The organism is Vibrio kyushuensis (assembly GCF_050337325.1).
GTDB lineage: Bacteria > Pseudomonadota > Gammaproteobacteria > Enterobacterales > Vibrionaceae > Vibrio > Vibrio kyushuensis.
Genome location: NZ_JAKJSV010000014.1, coordinates 1 through 17,077, shown reverse-complemented (window position 1 = coordinate 17,077; position 17,077 = coordinate 1). Strand labels below are relative to the sequence as shown.

Genomic DNA, 17,077 nt, shown 5'->3' with positions numbered 1-17,077 from the left:
TTTTATCAATGCGGATCTATGCAGACAAATTAGCCGACCAACTTAATAGACAACTTCATTCTGTCTATTTGCTGTTTGGTAATGAACCATTACTGATTCAAGAGTCTCACAAGGCGATCAGAACTAAGGCTCAGTCTGAAGGCTTTGATGAACATCACCGCTTTACGCTTGATAATAGCCTCAACTGGAATGATGTTCATGACTGTTGCCACGCACTCAGCCTATTTTCCAGTCGACAGGTCATCGAGATTGAAGTCCCTGAAGCAGGCGTCAGCGCTTCGCACTCTAAAGAGCTCGTTGAGCTAGCATCATCCCTTCATTCTGATATTCTTTTGATTATTATTGGAAGCAAGCTAACCAAAGCTCAAGAGAACGCAAAATGGTTCAAAACTTATAATACGCAAGGCTGTTGGGTAAGCTGCTTAACGCCGGATATACAACGGTTGCCACAATTTGTTCAGGCTCGATGCCAAGCTCTAGGTTTAGTCGCTGACATTGAAGCGAGACAAATGCTTGCACAGTGGCATGAAGGTAACCTTTTTGCCCTATCTCAAAGCTTAGAAAAACTGGCGCTTATCTATCCAGACGGTCAACTTACTCTTATTCGTTTGGAAGAGTCGTTAAGCCGCCACAACCATTTCACACCATTTCATTGGGTAGACGCCCTTCTTGCAGGCAAAGCAAAACGTGCGCAACGAATTCTACGACAACTCGAAGCAGAAACAGTCGAGCCCGTTATTTTAATACGTTCCGTTCAAAAAGAGTTGATGTTGTTATTAAAGTTGCAACTCGAACTCAAAACAGCACCGGCAGGTCAAGTGTTCGACAAGCATCGTATCTGGCAGTCTAAGCGCCCGCTTTATAATAGCGCACTATCAAGAATGCCCATTTCAAGTTTACAGCAAAGGTTGAGACTTCTTGCACAGTGTGAGATTTTGACCAAGACTCAATATGAGACCTCACCTTGGCCAACATTGCATCAGTTAAGCTTAGAGATATGTCAGCCTTCTATCAATCTAGCGGTCTGCCATTAAAAGCGTGCTATACTGCTCGGTCGAAAAAATACCTATCACTACCTTTGAGGATGATCTTTTGTTACGCGAAGAACTAAATAATTTTCTTGCTGATAAAGCAGATGACATGAAAGCACTGAACATTAAAACTATCGATGTACAAGGTAAATCAAGTATTACCGACTACATGATCATCTGTACTGGTACATCAAAAACCCATGTAGCCTCTATTGCTGGGCATGTCGCAAATCAAGTTAAACTTGCAGGCTTAGAAACGCTTGGAATGGATGGCGAGAAAGAAGGTGAATGGGTCGTTGTTGATATGGGGTCTACTATGTTGCATGTGATGCAAGAAGAGCACCGCGATCTATACCAACTAGAAAAACTCTGGGGCTAATTTGTGAAAATACAGCTGATTGCCGTTGGGACAAAAATGCCGAAATGGGTCGAAGAAGGCTTTCAAGAGTATCGCCGACGCTTCCCACACGATATGCCACTTGAGTTAATTGAAATAACCGCCGGCAAACGTGGAAAAAATGCAGATATTGCACGCATCCTACAAAAAGAGGGTGAAGCAATGCTTGCGGCTGTACCAAAGGGCAATCGGATTGTTACTCTAGATATTCCAGGAAAGCGCTGGGATACCGAGCAGCTTTCTCAACAGCTAGAAGCGTGGAAGCTCGATGCGCGTGATGTCTCTATATTAATTGGTGGACCTGAAGGGTTAGCACCAGCATGTAAAGCAGCAGCAGAGCAGAGTTGGTCTCTCTCCCCTTTAACTCTCCCTCACCCTTTAGTCCGTGTATTAATGGCTGAAAGTCTGTATAGAGCGTGGAGCATTACCGCTAACCATCCTTATCATCGAGAGTAACTTCATAACCACAACACCATGATTATCGACAGTACCGTCTTTAACAGATGTACTGTTTTTATCGCATGTACAGCTAATATCGACTGTGCTGCTATTATCGAGAATAAGACTAATGTTGCGTAAGCGTAGCCAAATAAGAGATCACCATGCAGAAGCACAGCTATTTAAAAGCCGTGCTCTTGTCTCATTTGTAGGTATTGTCCTGCTGATGTGCGTTTTGCTCGCTAATCTATACAACATTCAAGTTAATCAATTTCAAGACTACAAAACTCGATCCAATGATAATCGAATCAAAGTGGTGCCTATCGCGCCAAACCGTGGGCTCATTTATGATCGCAGCGGTATTTTACTAGCAGAAAATCGACCTGTTTTTAATTTAGAGATCACGTTAGAGAAAGTTGAAGACCTCACTGACACGATTGCTCAGCTGCAGCTTCTTTTACCGGAAATCACACCTGAGCGCATTGAAGCATTCAATCGAGAAAGACGACAAACTCGCCGTTTCAACTCCGTGCCTATATTAACTCAGCTCTCTCAAGAGCAAGTAGCCAAGTTTTCAGTCAATCAACATAAATACCCTGGCGTCTCTGTCACCGCTAACTTAAAACGTTTTTACCCTTATGGTAAAGCGCTCACACACGTGATCGGTTACGTATCTCGCATCAACGATCGCGATATAAAAAGATTAGTCAGAGAAGAGAAAGCCTCAAATTATCAAGCGACGCGTGATATTGGTAAATTAGGCATCGAACGTTTCTACGAAGATAAATTACATGGGCTCGCAGGCTACCAAGAAGTCGAAGTAAACAGCCGTGGGCGAATCATCCGTACGTTGAAGTATGTCCCGCCAGTTCCGGGTAAAGACATCGTTTTAAACCTCGATATTAATTTACAGCTCTATGTTCATGATTTACTTGATGGTCGCCGTGGATCAGCCATTGTTTTAGACCCGAAAGATAATGGCGTGCTGGCCATGGTTTCTAGCCCTAGTTACGACCCTAATGCCTTTGTTCACGGTATCTCGAGCAAGGCATACAACGCATTACTTACAAACAATAACCGCCCACTGGTCAACAGAGCAACACTTGGGATCTACCCACCAGCATCAACTGTTAAACCTTTTATCGCAGTAGCAGCTTTGCAAGAAGGCGTTGTCACAACTAAGACAACACGTAATGATCCTGGGTACTGGAAGATCCCGAACTCTAAAACTCGTCCCTTTAGAGACTGGTTGCGATGGGGACACGGTGTCGTCGATATAACCAAGTCTATTGAAGAATCTGTTGATACATTTTACTACCAAATTGCTTATGACATGGGGATCGACCGACTTTCTAGTTGGATGGCAATGTTCGGGTTTGGAGAATATACCGGCATTGATATCCATGAAGAAAGTAAAGCAAACATGCCAACTCGTGATTGGAAGATGGCTCGCCACCGCACTCCTTGGTATCAAGGTGACACCATTCCCGTCGGAATTGGTCAAGGTTATTGGACAGCAACACCAATGCAAATAGCGAAGGCAACTTCGGTATTAATCAATCATGGTGAAGTGACCGCCCCTCACCTACTTCGTGCAACAATCGATAATGGTGAGCAGTTCGACCTTCAGCAACTTGAAGATTTTGAAACTTACCCCCCAATTACCGGTGTACCAGAACGCTATTGGAACATTGCGACAGATGGAATGCGCTTAGTTAATCACGGGACACGAGGCACCGCGCGCCGAGCCTTTAGAAATATGGACTATGTCACCGCCGGAAAATCCGGTACTGCGCAAGTGTTTGGTCTTGCTGAAGACCAAGAATATAACGCTGACGAATTAGAAGAGCACCTTCGAGATCACGCCCTTTACACAGGCTTTGCCCCATACGACAACCCTGAGTTTGTGGTTACAGTCGTTCTTGAAAATGCAGGTGGTGGTTCAAGTAATGGTGGCCCAGTTGTTAGACGTATTTTTGACCACGCCATCATTGGCGATCAAAAGGAAACAGAATAATGAATTTTGATCCTGCAACAGGGCAAAATCGAGCCTTTTTCCAAAGGTTTCACATCGATCTACCATTACTACTTGGCATCTTGGTATTAATGGCCTTTGGCCTCGTCGTAATGTATAGCGCCAGTGGTCAAAGCTATGCCATGATGGATAGACAAGCAATGCGCATGGCGTTGGCGCTTGGCGTCATGGTGGTACTTGCTCAGATATCCCCGCGAACCTATGAATCCCTTGCCCCCTTTCTCTTTTTTTGCGGGCTTGTGTTACTGTTTGGAGTGCTCTTTTTCGGTGAGTCCTCAAAGGGTGCTCAACGCTGGCTAAACCTCGGTTTTATCCGCTTTCAACCTTCAGAGCTTCTAAAGCTTGCCGTTCCTTTAATGATAGCAAGCTATATAGGTAAGCGATCACTACCACCAAGCTTTAAAACTATCGTTATATCTTTGGTTATGTTGTTTGTACCCACGATATTAATTGCAAAACAACCCGACCTTGGGACTTCAATTCTAATCGCCGCTTCAGGGATTTTCGTTATTTTCTTAGCTGGTATCAGTTGGAAGATAATCTTCGCTGCGGGTGTGTGTGTTAGTGCTTTTGCCCCAGTTTTATGGTTTTTCTTAATGCGTGAATATCAAAAAGTGCGCGTAAGGACCCTTTTTAACCCCGAGTCCGATCCTTTGGGTGCTGGCTACCACATCATACAAAGTAAGATAGCGATCGGTTCTGGAGGTATTTCAGGCAAAGGCTGGCTACAAGGCACTCAATCTCAACTAGAGTTTTTGCCAGAACGCCATACCGATTTTATTTTTGCCGTAATTGCTGAAGAGTGGGGAATGATAGGTATTTTGGCACTATTAACCATATATCTGTTTATCATGGGCCGCGGCTTATACCTAGCAAGCCAAGCTCAAACCTCCTTTGGCCGCATGATGGCAGGAAGTATCACTCTTAGCTTCTTCGTTTATGTTTTTGTAAATATCGGCATGGTAAGTGGAATTTTACCTGTCGTTGGCGTTCCTCTGCCTCTAATCAGTTATGGTGGTACCTCCATGGTGACCCTAATGGCAGGCTTTGGCATGTTGATGTCTATCCATACACACCGAAATGCATTCTCAAAGGCAACATAGTTAATGATCAAGAAGCTAATGAACCAGAAACAGTTAATCGTATTCGCAGCCATCAGTATCCTTCTTGCTGGCTGCTCTTCATCAAGTCGTTATAGTATCGACAATGATGTAGCACCCCAAAAACCAATTTCGGTCGAGCATATTGAAGATGCTGTTCCCCAATATGAGCCTTACAGCCTAGGTGGCAATAGCAATTATACACTGCGTGGAAACCACTACGAGATAGTCAGAGATACAAAGGGCTTTAAAGAAAAAGGGAAGGCGTCATGGTATGGCAAAAAGTTTCATGGACACCTCACCTCAAATGGCGAGATCTATGACATGTACTCCATGACGGCGGCCCATAAAACGCTGCCAATCCCAAGTTACGTTAAAGTCACCAACACTGATAATGGTAAGACAACGGTTGTTCGTGTTAATGACCGCGGCCCTTTCCATGATGGTCGAATTATCGATTTAAGCTATGCCGCAGCGTATAAGCTTGAAGTCGTAAATACCGGGACTGCCAATGTAAAAATTGAAGTCATTACGGTTGAACGACCAGAATCAGCGCATAAACAGAATGCTTTGCCTAATTATGTCGTCCAAGTTGCTACCTCAAAGCATCATGATCGCTCGGTCGATCTGTCCAATGAGCTTGCAAGTAAATTGTCTGTCGACAGCTTTCTTGAATCAAACAAATCAATGCATCGCGTATTCTTAGGTCCATTTAATGACTATGCTCTGACTCAGAAAACTCTAGAGCAAGTTAAGGTGCTCGGATATACCTCTGCGTTCATAAAAAAACACGCAGCCTCTCAGTAATCCGGCTTCATAATCACTGTCTTACACGCGACACTGGTGTGAAAGATGGTTTCTGTTAAGATACGGACAGTTAAAATAGAAATTTTGTATTCATCATGAAAAAAATATCACTACGTAATACCATTCTTACATGCTCGATTGCTCTTTCTTCCGTCGTAGCGACTTCTGCTACTGCAAACCCAATAGTTGTTCCTGACGCGCCTCAAATTGCGGCAAAGGGTTTCGTGCTTCTTGATTTTCACTCAGGAAAAGTTCTTGCTGAAAAAGAGATGAATACTAAGTTATCTCCTGCAAGCCTAACTAAAATGATGACCAGTTACGTCATTGGTCAGGAACTTGAAAGCGGTAATATATCGCTTAAAGATGAAGTAACTATTAGTGAAAATGCTTGGGCGAAAAACTTCCCTGACTCTTCAAAGATGTTTATCGAAGTCGGTACAACGGTCACTGTTGAAGATCTAAATCGCGGCATTATTATTCAATCAGGTAACGATGCTTGTGTTGCAATGGCTGAGCATATTGCAGGTTCTGAAGATGCCTTTGTTGATCTGATGAACGCTTGGGCAAGCTCTATCGGAATGACTAATACACACTTTGGCAACGTGCACGGTTTAGATAACTCTAGCCTCTACTCAACTCCGTATGATATGGCGCTTTTAGGTTCAGCACTTATCCGTGATGTTCCTGATGAATACCGTATTTACTCAGAGAAGAAATACACCTACAACGGCATCACCCAATATAACCGTAATGGTTTGTTATGGGATAAGAGTATGAACGTTGACGGTATTAAGACCGGCCATACGAGTAACGCAGGTTACAGCTTAGTAAGCTCAGCAACCGAAGGAAAAATGCGTTTGGTTGCGGTTGTTATGGGCACAAAAAATGCCAATGCTCGTAAAACTGAAAGCAAAAAACTACTAAGTTATGGCTTCAGATTCTTTGAAACAGTTGCACCACACACTGCAGGTGAAACCTTCGTTGAAGAAAAGATCTGGATGGGTGACAAAGATAAAGTAGCACTGGGTGTTGATGTCGACACGTTTGTTACTCTACCTCGTGGTCAAGCCAAAAACCTGACAGCAAGCTTTGTTCTTGAAAGTGAGCTTGAAGCTCCAATCAGCAAAGGTGACGTAGTTGGAAAGCTGTTCTACCAGCTAGACGGTGATGATGTTGCTGAATACCCACTTTTAGCATTGGAAGATGTTAATCAAGGCAGTCTATTTAGCCGCCTTTGGGATTACCTCGTATTACTATTTAAAGGTTTATTCTAAATATAACCTAAACTTACAATCAAAAGCCGCTTACACCTATGTGTTGTAGCGGCTTTTTTCGTTTTATGCGCAATGCTACCGGCCTTGAGATCACTACCAATTGGCAGTAATATGCGTTCCCTAAAAGCTATTTAAACTTGGAGTCGCCATAATTATGAACATTAATTCAGATGCAAAGCTAAAAGACTTGCTTGAATTCCCATGTTCTTTCACTTTTAAAGTGATGGGTTACGCTAAACCTGAATTACCAGAGTTAGTATTAGAAGTCATTCAACGCCATGCTCCAGGTGACTACAGCCCTGCTGTGAAACCAAGCGCTAAAGGCACTTATAATTCAGTATCGATAAACATCACTGCAACCTCTATCGAGCAGGTTGAAATTCTATACAAAGAGTTAGGTGAAATCGATATCGTTCGTATGGTGCTATAATAAAGTTTAAACTTTAAAAAAATATTGAAAGCAGCCTAGGCTGCTTTTTTGTTATTTATCAATCGGATAATAAAGTATCACCTTCACTCAGTTAATTTGTCGTTATCAATATGTAGTTCAAACTAGTGAATGTGTTTATAATGCGATAACTTTATAAATCACTACGGAAAGCGGAATGCGAAATCAATTGGTCGTAAAACAACTTGGTCGCCAAGATTACCAACCGGTATGGCAAGCGATGCATGAGTTTACCGACAATCGAACCGATGAAAGTAGCGATGAAATTTGGCTCGTTGAACACAACCCAGTGTTCACCCAAGGTCAAGCAGGCAAAGCCGAACATATCCTAGCAGCCGGTGATATTCCTGTTGTTCAAAGTGATCGTGGTGGGCAAGTAACTTATCACGGCCCCGGCCAACTTGTGGCTTACTTTCTTATTAACCTAAGACGTAAGAAATTAGGTGTGCGAGATCTCGTTACACACATTGAGAATCTCGTAATAAACACACTCAAAGCATACAATATCGATGCCTCGGCTAGGCCCGATGCTCCGGGTGTCTACGTAGACAATAAAAAGATCTGCTCACTAGGATTAAGAATCCGTCGAGGCTGCTCTTTTCATGGATTAGCGCTTAATGTTGATATGGACTTATCACCGTTTCTGCGTATTAATCCTTGCGGTTATCAAGGGATGGAAATGGCTCAGGTTAGCCAATTAGGCGGCCCGAAACAGTTACAAGTAGTCGAACAACAACTAATAGAAGAACTCGTAGCATTACTAGACTATGAGCATGTCGAATTTTGCACTAAAGCCCTTAACGAGAAGTAGTAAAGCATGAGCAAACCAATTCAAATGGAAAAAGGCGTTAAGTACAGAGACGCTGATAAAATGGCATTAATTCCAGTTAAGAACATGCCAAGTGAGCAAAAAGAGATTCTACGTAAACCAGAATGGATGAAGATCAAACTCCCTTCTGATAGCAAGCGTATTCAAGATATTAAATCTGCCTTACGTAAAAACAATCTTAGCTCGGTATGTGAAGAAGCCTCTTGCCCTAACCTTGCTGAATGCTTTAACCACGGTACTGCTACTTTTATGATTTTGGGTGCCATCTGTACTCGTCGCTGTCCATTTTGCGATGTTGGCCATGGTCGTCCACTCGCTGTTGAAAATGATGAACCACAGAAACTGGCTCAAACTATCAAAGATATGAAGCTTCGATATGTTGTTGTTACGTCAGTGGATCGAGATGACCTTCGTGATGGTGGTGCTAAGCACTTTGCTGATTGTAATAAAGCCATTCGAGAGCAAAACCCAGACATCCATATTGAGACGTTAGTTCCTGACTTCCGTGGCCGAATGGATATTGCTCTTGAGCTGCTAAAAGACAATCCACCCGATGTATTCAACCACAACTTAGAGACTGCACCACGCCTTTATCGTAAGGCTCGTCCGGGTGCAAACTATAAATGGTCACTACAACTTCTTCAGAAATTCAAACAGCAACACCCAGAGATCCCAACAAAATCAGGGGTTATGATGGGGCTTGGTGAAACCAAAGAAGAGATCGTTCAAGTACTGAAAGACTTGCGTGAACACGGCGTTACTATGCTGACGTTAGGCCAATATCTAGCACCTAGCCGTCACCACTTACCCGTTGAACGTTATGTTCCGCCTGCAGAATTTGATGAGCTTAAAGAAATCGCTTTGGAGCTAGGCTTTACTCATGCGGCTTGTGGCCCATTTGTAAGATCGTCTTACCATGCTGATATGCAAGCACAAGGAAAGGAAGTTAAATAACCATTTCAGGTTAACCTTCCGTCCAAAACAAACCCAAACTAGCCGATGATTTCATCGGCTTTTTTGTCTCAGCTTTTCCTAGCTAGCTATTGCCTAATCGTTAAATTAATCAGCTTCAAGATTGAAACTCTTCCATTAAATAGATAGGCTTAAGAAACTTAAGGAATAACATTTACCTATCCGTTGTGATAGTCGAGGAACAATCATGAATAGATTTGGATTATTAGCACTTGTGATCGCTGCTGTTACTGCCGGTTGCGCTTCAAACACTAAGCAAGATAACTTTAGAGAAGCCTCTTTCGAGCTTTGTAATACCGAGGTTGATATCTATTCAGTCAGTGATGATGGCCGTGTCCGTATCGTCTGTTCAGACGGTTCTAAATTTGCTCTTACTTCAGAAAAAACACTCGAAGTCATGCGTGATATCAATATCGACTACTGTGATGGTGAAGGCCTTGGCAAGTTCAATGAAAGCCGTAAATATTACTCGTTCCAGTGCAAATCAGGCACATTGCTGAGCATCTCTAAATAAAGAGTAGCGATTAGCCTCCTCTTTATCACAAAAAATAAAGACCAGCTCTCAACTAAGAGCTGGTCTTTCTATATCCATCACATACAAAAAGAGCCTCCTAATTGGAAGCTCTTCAATTCAGGTTTCTAACTAAACGAATCTAGTTCAAGGAAAAGGCGCGGAGTTTACGCTAGTAAATGAGCACCTTTGACACAGAAATAGAATCGTTTAGAACGAAATTATGCGTAAACAGGTAGACGCTTACAAATTTCGAGTACCTTTGCTTTCGTTGCTTCAACAACAGACTCATCACCAATGTTGTCTAGAATGTCACACATCCAGCCAGCTAGCTCTTTAGCATCAGCTTCAGTGAAACCACGACGAGTAATTGAAGGAGAACCTACACGGATACCTGACGTTACAAACGGGCTACGTGGGTCGTTTGGTACTGAGTTTTTGTTTACAGTAATGTTAGCTGAACCCAGTGCTGCATCGGCTTCTTTACCTGTAATATCTTTGTCGATTAGGTCAACAAGGAACAGGTGGTTTTCAGTTGAACCTGAAACTATGTTGTAACCACGATCTAGGAAACCGGCAACCATCGCTTTTGCATTAGCAACAACGCGTGCTTGGTACTCTTTGAACTCAGGCTCAAGTGCTTCTTTGAACGCTACTGCTTTACCAGCGATAACGTGCATTAGAGGACCACCTTGTCCACCAGGGAATACAGCAGAGTTTAGCTTCTTGTACAGATCTTCACCTTCACAAGAAAGGATTAGACCACCACGAGGACCCGCTAGCGTTTTGTGTGTTGTTGTTGTTACAACGTGAGCGTGCGGTACTGGGTTTGGGTAAACACCTGCAGCAATCAGACCAGCAACGTGAGCCATATCAACGAAGAAATATGCACCAACTTTGTCAGCGATTTCACGCATGCGCGCCCAATCACAAATTTGAGAGTAAGCAGAGAAACCACCGATGATCATCTTAGGCTTATGTTCAACCGCTAGAGCTTCCATCTCTTCGTAATTGATTTGGCCTTTCTCATCGATACCGTAAGGGATGATATCGTAAAGCTTACCTGAGAAGTTAACTGGTGAACCGTGAGTTAGGTGACCACCGTGAGCAAGACTCATACCTAGAACTTTATCACCAGGCTTAAGCAGTGCCATGTAAACAGCGTTGTTTGCTTGAGAACCAGAGTGAGGCTGCACGTTTGCGTACTCTGCGCCAAATAGCTCACATGCACGATTAATTGCTAATGTCTCTACCTTATCAACATACTCACAACCACCGTAGTAACGCTTACCTGGGTAACCTTCAGCGTATTTATTGGTAAGTTGAGAACCTTGTGCTTCCATTACACGTGGGCTTGTGTAGTTTTCTGAAGCGATAAGCTCAATATGTTCTTCTTGGCGAACCGTTTCCTCTTGGATCGCTTCAAATAGGTCTGCATCATAATCTGCAATATTCATGTCACGTGTTAGCATCTGTATCTCCTGACTCAGATAGTACTGAAAGTTTCAAAAAAAGCACATAACGACCATGCGCAAACGTTTACGTAGGTCGAATTGATGAAAAGCATTCTACATAATTTGATCTATATCATAAAGAGTAAAATCATTTTTTATCATGCAGTTTATTCATAATGGCCTACAAGGTTTATCATGCTTGCGCGACTAACCTCGTATATCAGCCGAGTTAGTGTCAAATTTCTGTTTTACACCCTGTAAAACGTTAATTACATAGGTTTACCCTAATTTACCCTCTCTATCTACCGAAAAGATCATCTTTTCTCTACTATTCGCCCCATTATATCCCTGAAGAAAATCAAGTTGATGGAAAAACACTCACGTAAAGAAGATTGGATCGCTATTCTCACCGGCACATTTTTAGTCGCTCAGGGCGTTTTCTTTCTGCAATCCGCACATTTACTGACTGGCGGGACGACAGGCCTTGCATTGCTACTTAGCCAAGTTGTCTCGATCTCTTTTGGTACTTTGTACTTCCTAATCAATTGCCCTTTCTATCTATTAGCATGGCAACGATTCGGTAAACGCTTTGCGTTTAATAGTGCTATTTCCGGTGCTCTGGTATCTGTTTTTGCTGACCACCTCTATCTAGTTATTACCCTAGATACAATCAGTGAAGTCTACTGCGCTGTCGCAGGCGGGATTCTTATGGGGCTGGGTATGCTAATTCTATTTAGACATCGCTCAAGCCTTGGAGGTTTCAACGTACTGTGCTTGGTGATCCAAGACCGATTTGGTATTTCAGTAGGTAAAACTCAGATGGTCATCGATATGGCTATTTTGTTCACGTCCGTTTTCTTTGTATCGCCAATGGTGATTGGTCTGTCTTTATTAGGTGCGGTAGCATTGAATGTCGTATTGGCAATGAATCACAAGCCGACCCGCTATACTGTGACTTACGGTTAAAACGAAATCGTTTTAACAAGATTCCCAACAAAAATGGCTCGCATATTCGCGAGCCATTTTTGTATCTACAGTCCTATCAAGCGGACAAATTTAATTAATGAGCACTACGCGCTTTTACATCATGTTGCAGCGCTTTATTTAGCTCTGCTTCTACATGGCCCGGTGAATGTGTTGTGATTGAAATCAGGCGGTACATCGCAGGAATCACAAACAGTGTCACCAGTGTGGCAAAGCCCATACCAAAGAAAATCACCGTACCAACAGCCACACGGCTTTCGTAACCTGCACCTGTCGATAGTATCAATGGAATAGCACCTGCAAGCGTGGTAAATGCTGTCATCATGATTGGACGTAGACGACGTGCCGATGCATCAACAATTGCCTTTTCAAACTCAACACCTCGGTCACGCAGTTGGTTGGCAAACTCGACAATTAATATGCCATTTTTGGTTACCATGCCGATCAGCATGATCATACCGATCTGACTATAGATATTGAGCCCTTGAGACATAACAACCAACCCCAAGAATCCACCAAAAATTCCCATAGGTACGGTAAACATCACCACCATTGGATTTATGAAACTCTCAAACTGAGCGGCTAGAACTAAATACGCCACCAACATCGCCAAACCAAAAACAATCAATGTGCTCGATTGATTCTCTTTATAGTCTTTTGACTCACCCGAGTAGCTCACTGAAACATCAGACGGTAGCAACTCGATCGCTTTTTCATCCAAGAAATTTAGTGCATCACCGAGTGTGTAACCATCCTCAACGTTGGCCGTCAATGTGATCGACTTCTGCTTGTTGTAGTGGGATAGACGGATTGATGATGCGACTTCTTCAATACTGGTGACGGTATCAAGCGTAATCAACTCGCCTTGATTAGTACGTAGATAGATCTGGCTAAGATCTGCTGCATTGTTGAAGTTATTTTCATCGCCACGAAGGTAGACATCGTACTCTTCACCACGCTCAACAAAGGTCGTTTCAGTTTTCCCACCAAGCATGATCTCTAGAGTCTCAGATATTTCTGAAACACTAATGCCAAGCTCTGCGGCTCGCTGCTTATCAACATTCACCACCAGTTCAGGGGTTTTCTCTGAGAAGTTGATGTTGGTGCCGTTCATCATTGGTGAGTCTTCAGCCAGATCTTTGAGCTTATTCGCCCACTGTTGCAGCTCTTCGTAATCAGCGCCACCCAGTACAAATTGAACAGGCTCACTTGAACCGCCTCTAAAGCCCGGCATGAATGGGAAAATACGCACATCAGGAATGCCCGACAGTGCCTTTCTCACCTTAGCAAGCGCTTCTGTCGCAGTCACATCACGCTCATTCCAATCTTCTAATACCATGACAACAAAGCCCGTTTGGTCACCGGCATTGCCACCAAAAGCCGGGGTTTCTGCGCTAAATGATTTAAGGTAGTTCTCTTCTAGAAGTGGCATTAAACGCTCTTCCACGATGTCCATGTTGGCTGACATTCGGTTGTAACTGGTTGCATCTGCTCCACGAACAAAGGCAAATATCACCCCTCTATCTTCGGTTGGAGCAAGTTGTGCAGGCACTTGCTTCATCAAGGCAAAGCTGCCTCCCAAACAAGCAACAATAACAATGGGTGCGAGCCACCTAAATCGGATGACATATTGCAATAAACCACGGTATTTACTCTCTAAGAAAGCGAATACGCGATTAACCAATAGAGTAAAGCGCGTTGGCTTCACATTGGCTTTTAGAATCTTACTACCTAATACTGGGGTCAAGGTTAAAGCGATCAGAGATGAGAAGATCACCGACATCGCAAGCAGTACCGAGAACTCAGTAAACAATAGCCCTACCATGCCGTCCATAAATGAAATCGGCAAGAAAACCATCACAAGAACCATTGTCGTCGCGACAACCGCAAAGCCTACCTCTCTTGCTCCTTTATAGGCGGCAAGCAGTGGTGTCTCTCCCTGTTCAATATGGTGATAGATATTTTCAATCACGACGATAGCATCATCCACCACCAGACCAATCGAAAGGATCAGTGCCATCAACGTGATAAGGTTGATTGAGAAACCAAAATAGTACGCCGCTATAAATGACGATATCAATGAGATGGGAACGGTAATCGCTGGGATAAGCGTTGCTCTAGCTTGCCCAATGAAGATATACAGGATCAGCACTACCAAGCCGCCAGTAATAAACAGCGTGGTGTAAACCTCAGTTATAGAGCGTTCAATGAAAATCGTCGCATCATAATCAATCACCAAATTTGTCGCTTTAGGCAAGAACTGTTGAATATCGTCCACCTCTTTGCGAACTAGCTTTGCCACATCAAGTGGATTGGCATCCGATTGAGGAACAATACCAATGCTCAAGTTAACCACACCATTGGCTTTAAATGAGGCGTTTTCATTTCGAGCGCCAAGGTACACATCAGCAACATCTTTTAGATAAATTGGGGAGTTATCACTGGCTCTCTTGACCACCAAATATTCGAAATCTTCTGCTTTACTGTAGGCGCGAACCGTGCGAACAGACATGGTAATTGAGTCATTTCTCACTTCACCGCCTGGGCTCTCGATATTCTCTCGACGTAGTGCAGAGGTAATATCCCCAGCACTAACACCTCGGCCAGCCATTACTTCGGGTTTAAGTTTGACGTACATAACCTTGTACAAGCCACCCGATAAATTCGATGAACTCACGCCTGAGATAAGACTGAACCTGTCTATTAGCACACGCTCAGCGTAATCGGTGAGCTGAGTACGGTCCATCTCAGATGAGCTTAGATTAATATATATGGACGGTTCACCAGAGCCATTATTTTTATATACCAGTGGGTCATCGGCTTCATCGGGCAGTGAACGCTGAGCTCTTGCTACCGCATCTCGAACATCACTGATGCCTGAATTTAGGTCATAACCGAGATCAAAGGTGATGGTGATACGAGAAAAGCCATTTCGCGTTGTAGAAACAATCTCGTCAATACCACTAATGCCTGAGAGTTGGTCCTCTAAGACTGTGGTGATTTGGCTCTCTACAATGGTTGCAGATGCCCCTTTATAAGTCGTATTAATTGAAACGACCGGATACTCAATGTCGGGCATCTCTCTTACGGCCAACTTAGAGAATGATACGATGCCAAAGACACATAGCAGCATACTAAGCACTAATGCTGCTACGGGGCGTTTCACCGATATATCAGATAACAACATTAGTTAGTTTCCTTTTCCAATGCACTCTCTTCAATATTCAGCTCTTTTACCGACACACCATCACGCATGTTAACAATCCCTTGAACAACGATCTTCTCGCCAATCTCTACGCCCTCTGCAATAACCACTTGATTCTCGACACGCTCGGCAAGGACCACTTCCGTTCGTTTAGCTTTATTATCATCGCCAATCACGTAGACAAAGCGCTTAGTACCTGAGTATTCCAATGCTTGCGCCGGAATAATGGGCGCTTCTATTACTGGGAAGGCCATACTTGCAGACGCTAACATGCCAGGTTTAAGAAGAGTTTCAGGGTTTTGAAAATGAACTCTAACGCGCAAATTAAGTGTTTCCATATTCACACGTGAATCAATACCAACCAATTCACCTTCAAAGCTTTGGTTGCCCCAAGCTGAAGTCGTGATCTCCACCTTCATACCCTGACTTAAGCGAGAAAGGTAACGTTCTGGTACATGAAGGTCTAACTGCATCACAGATAAGTCATCGAGAGTGACTAGCTGGCTACCCGCAGAAACTAATTCGCCTCGACTTAAATCAATAAAGCCGATAGTGCCGGAGAATGGAGCGGATATATTAAGATCTTTTAGATTCGCTTTAGCCGCATCTAAGCGGGCTTGAGCAATTTCAACACTCGCTTTTTGACCATCGATTGAGGTTTGAGTAATGGCATTACGCTTAGCTAAGCGTTCAAATTCCGCCAACTTACGTTTTTCATCGTTTAAATAAGCACGCGCTTCGTTAAGAGCAGCCTTTGCCTTGTCATCATTTAGCTGAATTAACAATTGACCCTGCTTGACCTTCTGATTCGCTGATACCGGTATTTGTGTCACTTTACCGGCAACCTCAGGTGAGATAACAACTGCCTGCTTAGCCTCTAACTTACCAACTAGCGTTAATGATTGAGAAATCTGGTGAATTTGAACCTCTTCGGTAATGACCGTCACAGCCTGAGGACCCGAAGGTCTCTTTGCTTGCGTCGATGAGGCTGAAACGAGAATAGACAACGCTAAGATCTTTATGATTATTTTATTTTTCATTTTCTAAATCTTCAAAATATGAACTTTCAATATAGTACCTCTTCCTAACTATAGATAACGTCAAGTAGTGTAAATAATAGAAAACAAACCAAACGTTTAGAGCATTCCCTTTCTACCAAAATGGTTATTTACTATCACCTTTGCCCAAAAAGTCAGCATTCGATTTAAAATACCAAGAAAACTCTTTACAGCATTTACGGTTTTGCTATGATGCGCTCCGCACTTGAGTGACGCGTTGGGAAAGCATCACTTAGGTTTATCTTCTTAGGAAGGTGATAAAAGTGCCCCCTGGGGGGGTTCCCGAGTGGCCAAAGGGAGCAGACTGTAAATCTGCCGGCTCCGCCTTCGATGGTTCGAATCCGTCCCCCCCCACCATAYAACTCTCRACGCTTTAATTAGCGGTGAGAACAACTTAGAAAACGTGTTGGGAAAACATTCTGAGTTTTGCTTGTGAAAGCATAAARCCCCTGGGGGGGTTCCCGAGTGGCCAAAGGGAGCAGACTGTAAATCTGCCGGCTCCGCCTTCGATGGTTCGAATCCGTCCCCCCCCAC

The 17,077-nt window shown here is 43.4% G+C and carries 15 protein-coding genes and 2 tRNA genes; 14 read left to right on the top strand and 3 right to left on the bottom strand.

Annotation, left to right across the window (positions count from 1 at the left end; genetic code table 11):
• Nucleotides 1-8: 8 nt before the first annotated feature.
• The 11 genes from holA to L4D20_RS22090 all read left to right on the top strand — a co-directional run bounded on the left by holA (nucleotide 9) and on the right by L4D20_RS22090 (nucleotide 9,845).
• Nucleotides 9-1,034, top strand: coding sequence for a DNA polymerase III subunit delta (gene holA / locus L4D20_RS22140; RefSeq protein ID WP_428803750.1), 1,026 nt, complete (start codon nucleotides 9-11; stop codon nucleotides 1,032-1,034).
• A 58-nt stretch (nucleotides 1,035-1,092) separates the two neighbouring features.
• Nucleotides 1,093-1,410, top strand: a complete 318-nt coding sequence (rsfS, locus tag L4D20_RS22135; RefSeq protein ID WP_428803749.1) for a ribosome silencing factor — start codon at nucleotides 1,093-1,095, stop codon at nucleotides 1,408-1,410.
• A gap of 3 nt (nucleotides 1,411-1,413) precedes the next feature.
• Nucleotides 1,414-1,884: a 23S rRNA (pseudouridine(1915)-N(3))-methyltransferase RlmH gene (rlmH, locus tag L4D20_RS22130; protein ID WP_295904781.1), complete on the top strand. Its 471-nt coding sequence runs from the start codon at nucleotides 1,414-1,416 to the stop codon at nucleotides 1,882-1,884.
• Nucleotides 1,885-1,996: 112 nt separating this feature from the next.
• Nucleotides 1,997-3,883, top strand: a complete 1,887-nt coding sequence (gene mrdA, locus L4D20_RS22125; RefSeq protein WP_428803748.1) for a penicillin-binding protein 2 — start codon at nucleotides 1,997-1,999, stop codon at nucleotides 3,881-3,883.
• Nucleotides 3,883-5,004 (top strand): rod shape-determining protein RodA, encoded by a 1,122-nt coding sequence (gene rodA / locus L4D20_RS22120; protein ID WP_428803747.1) that lies wholly within the window; start codon nucleotides 3,883-3,885, stop codon nucleotides 5,002-5,004. The genes mrdA and rodA overlap by 1 nt, the downstream gene beginning before the upstream one ends.
• Nucleotides 5,005-5,022: 18 nt before the next feature.
• On the top strand, nucleotides 5,023-5,808 hold the full coding sequence (locus L4D20_RS22115) for a septal ring lytic transglycosylase RlpA family protein (protein WP_428803816.1): 786 nt from the start codon (nucleotides 5,023-5,025) through the stop codon (nucleotides 5,806-5,808).
• 95 nt (nucleotides 5,809-5,903) lie between these two features.
• Nucleotides 5,904-7,082, top strand: a complete 1,179-nt coding sequence (locus L4D20_RS22110) for a serine hydrolase (protein ID WP_428803746.1) — start codon at nucleotides 5,904-5,906, stop codon at nucleotides 7,080-7,082.
• A gap of 151 nt (nucleotides 7,083-7,233) precedes the next feature.
• A complete protein-coding gene (gene ybeD / locus L4D20_RS22105; RefSeq protein WP_428803815.1) occupies nucleotides 7,234-7,512 on the top strand; it encodes a DUF493 family protein YbeD in 279 nt (92 codons plus the stop codon).
• Nucleotides 7,513-7,687: 175 nt separating this feature from the next.
• A complete protein-coding gene (lipB, locus tag L4D20_RS22100) occupies nucleotides 7,688-8,341 on the top strand; it encodes a lipoyl(octanoyl) transferase LipB (RefSeq protein ID WP_428803745.1) in 654 nt (217 codons plus the stop codon).
• Between the two features lie 6 nt (nucleotides 8,342-8,347).
• A complete protein-coding gene (gene lipA, locus L4D20_RS22095; RefSeq protein WP_428803744.1) occupies nucleotides 8,348-9,313 on the top strand; it encodes a lipoyl synthase in 966 nt (321 codons plus the stop codon).
• Nucleotides 9,314-9,518: 205 nt separating this feature from the next.
• Nucleotides 9,519-9,845, top strand: a complete 327-nt coding sequence (locus L4D20_RS22090) for a hypothetical protein (protein WP_428803743.1) — start codon at nucleotides 9,519-9,521, stop codon at nucleotides 9,843-9,845.
• A gap of 218 nt (nucleotides 9,846-10,063) precedes the next feature.
• Here the strand turns inward: L4D20_RS22090 and glyA are convergent, their stop codons facing one another.
• Nucleotides 10,064-11,314, bottom strand: coding sequence for a serine hydroxymethyltransferase (glyA, locus tag L4D20_RS22085; RefSeq protein WP_428803742.1), 1,251 nt, complete (start codon nucleotides 11,312-11,314; stop codon nucleotides 10,064-10,066).
• 348 nt (nucleotides 11,315-11,662) lie between these two features.
• On the opposite strand from glyA, the gene L4D20_RS22080 reads away from it, so the two are divergent.
• Nucleotides 11,663-12,262: a YitT family protein gene (locus L4D20_RS22080; protein ID WP_428803741.1), complete on the top strand. Its 600-nt coding sequence runs from the start codon at nucleotides 11,663-11,665 to the stop codon at nucleotides 12,260-12,262.
• A gap of 94 nt (nucleotides 12,263-12,356) precedes the next feature.
• Here L4D20_RS22080 and L4D20_RS22075 read toward each other — a convergent pair whose 3' ends face one another.
• Together L4D20_RS22075 and L4D20_RS22070 are read right to left on the bottom strand one after the other, a co-directional pair.
• Nucleotides 12,357-15,467: a multidrug efflux RND transporter permease subunit gene (locus L4D20_RS22075; RefSeq protein WP_428803740.1), complete on the bottom strand. Its 3,111-nt coding sequence runs from the start codon at nucleotides 15,465-15,467 to the stop codon at nucleotides 12,357-12,359.
• A complete protein-coding gene (locus L4D20_RS22070; RefSeq protein WP_428803739.1) occupies nucleotides 15,467-16,525 on the bottom strand; it encodes an efflux RND transporter periplasmic adaptor subunit in 1,059 nt (352 codons plus the stop codon). The genes L4D20_RS22075 and L4D20_RS22070 overlap by 1 nt, the downstream gene beginning before the upstream one ends.
• A 290-nt stretch (nucleotides 16,526-16,815) precedes the next feature.
• Between L4D20_RS22070 and L4D20_RS22065 the strand changes: the two genes are divergently transcribed.
• Nucleotides 16,816-16,900 (top strand) — tRNA-Tyr (locus L4D20_RS22065).
• A 94-nt stretch (nucleotides 16,901-16,994) separates the two neighbouring features.
• A tRNA-Tyr gene (locus L4D20_RS22060) sits at nucleotides 16,995-17,076 on the top strand.
• Nucleotide 17,077 lies beyond the last annotated feature (1 nt).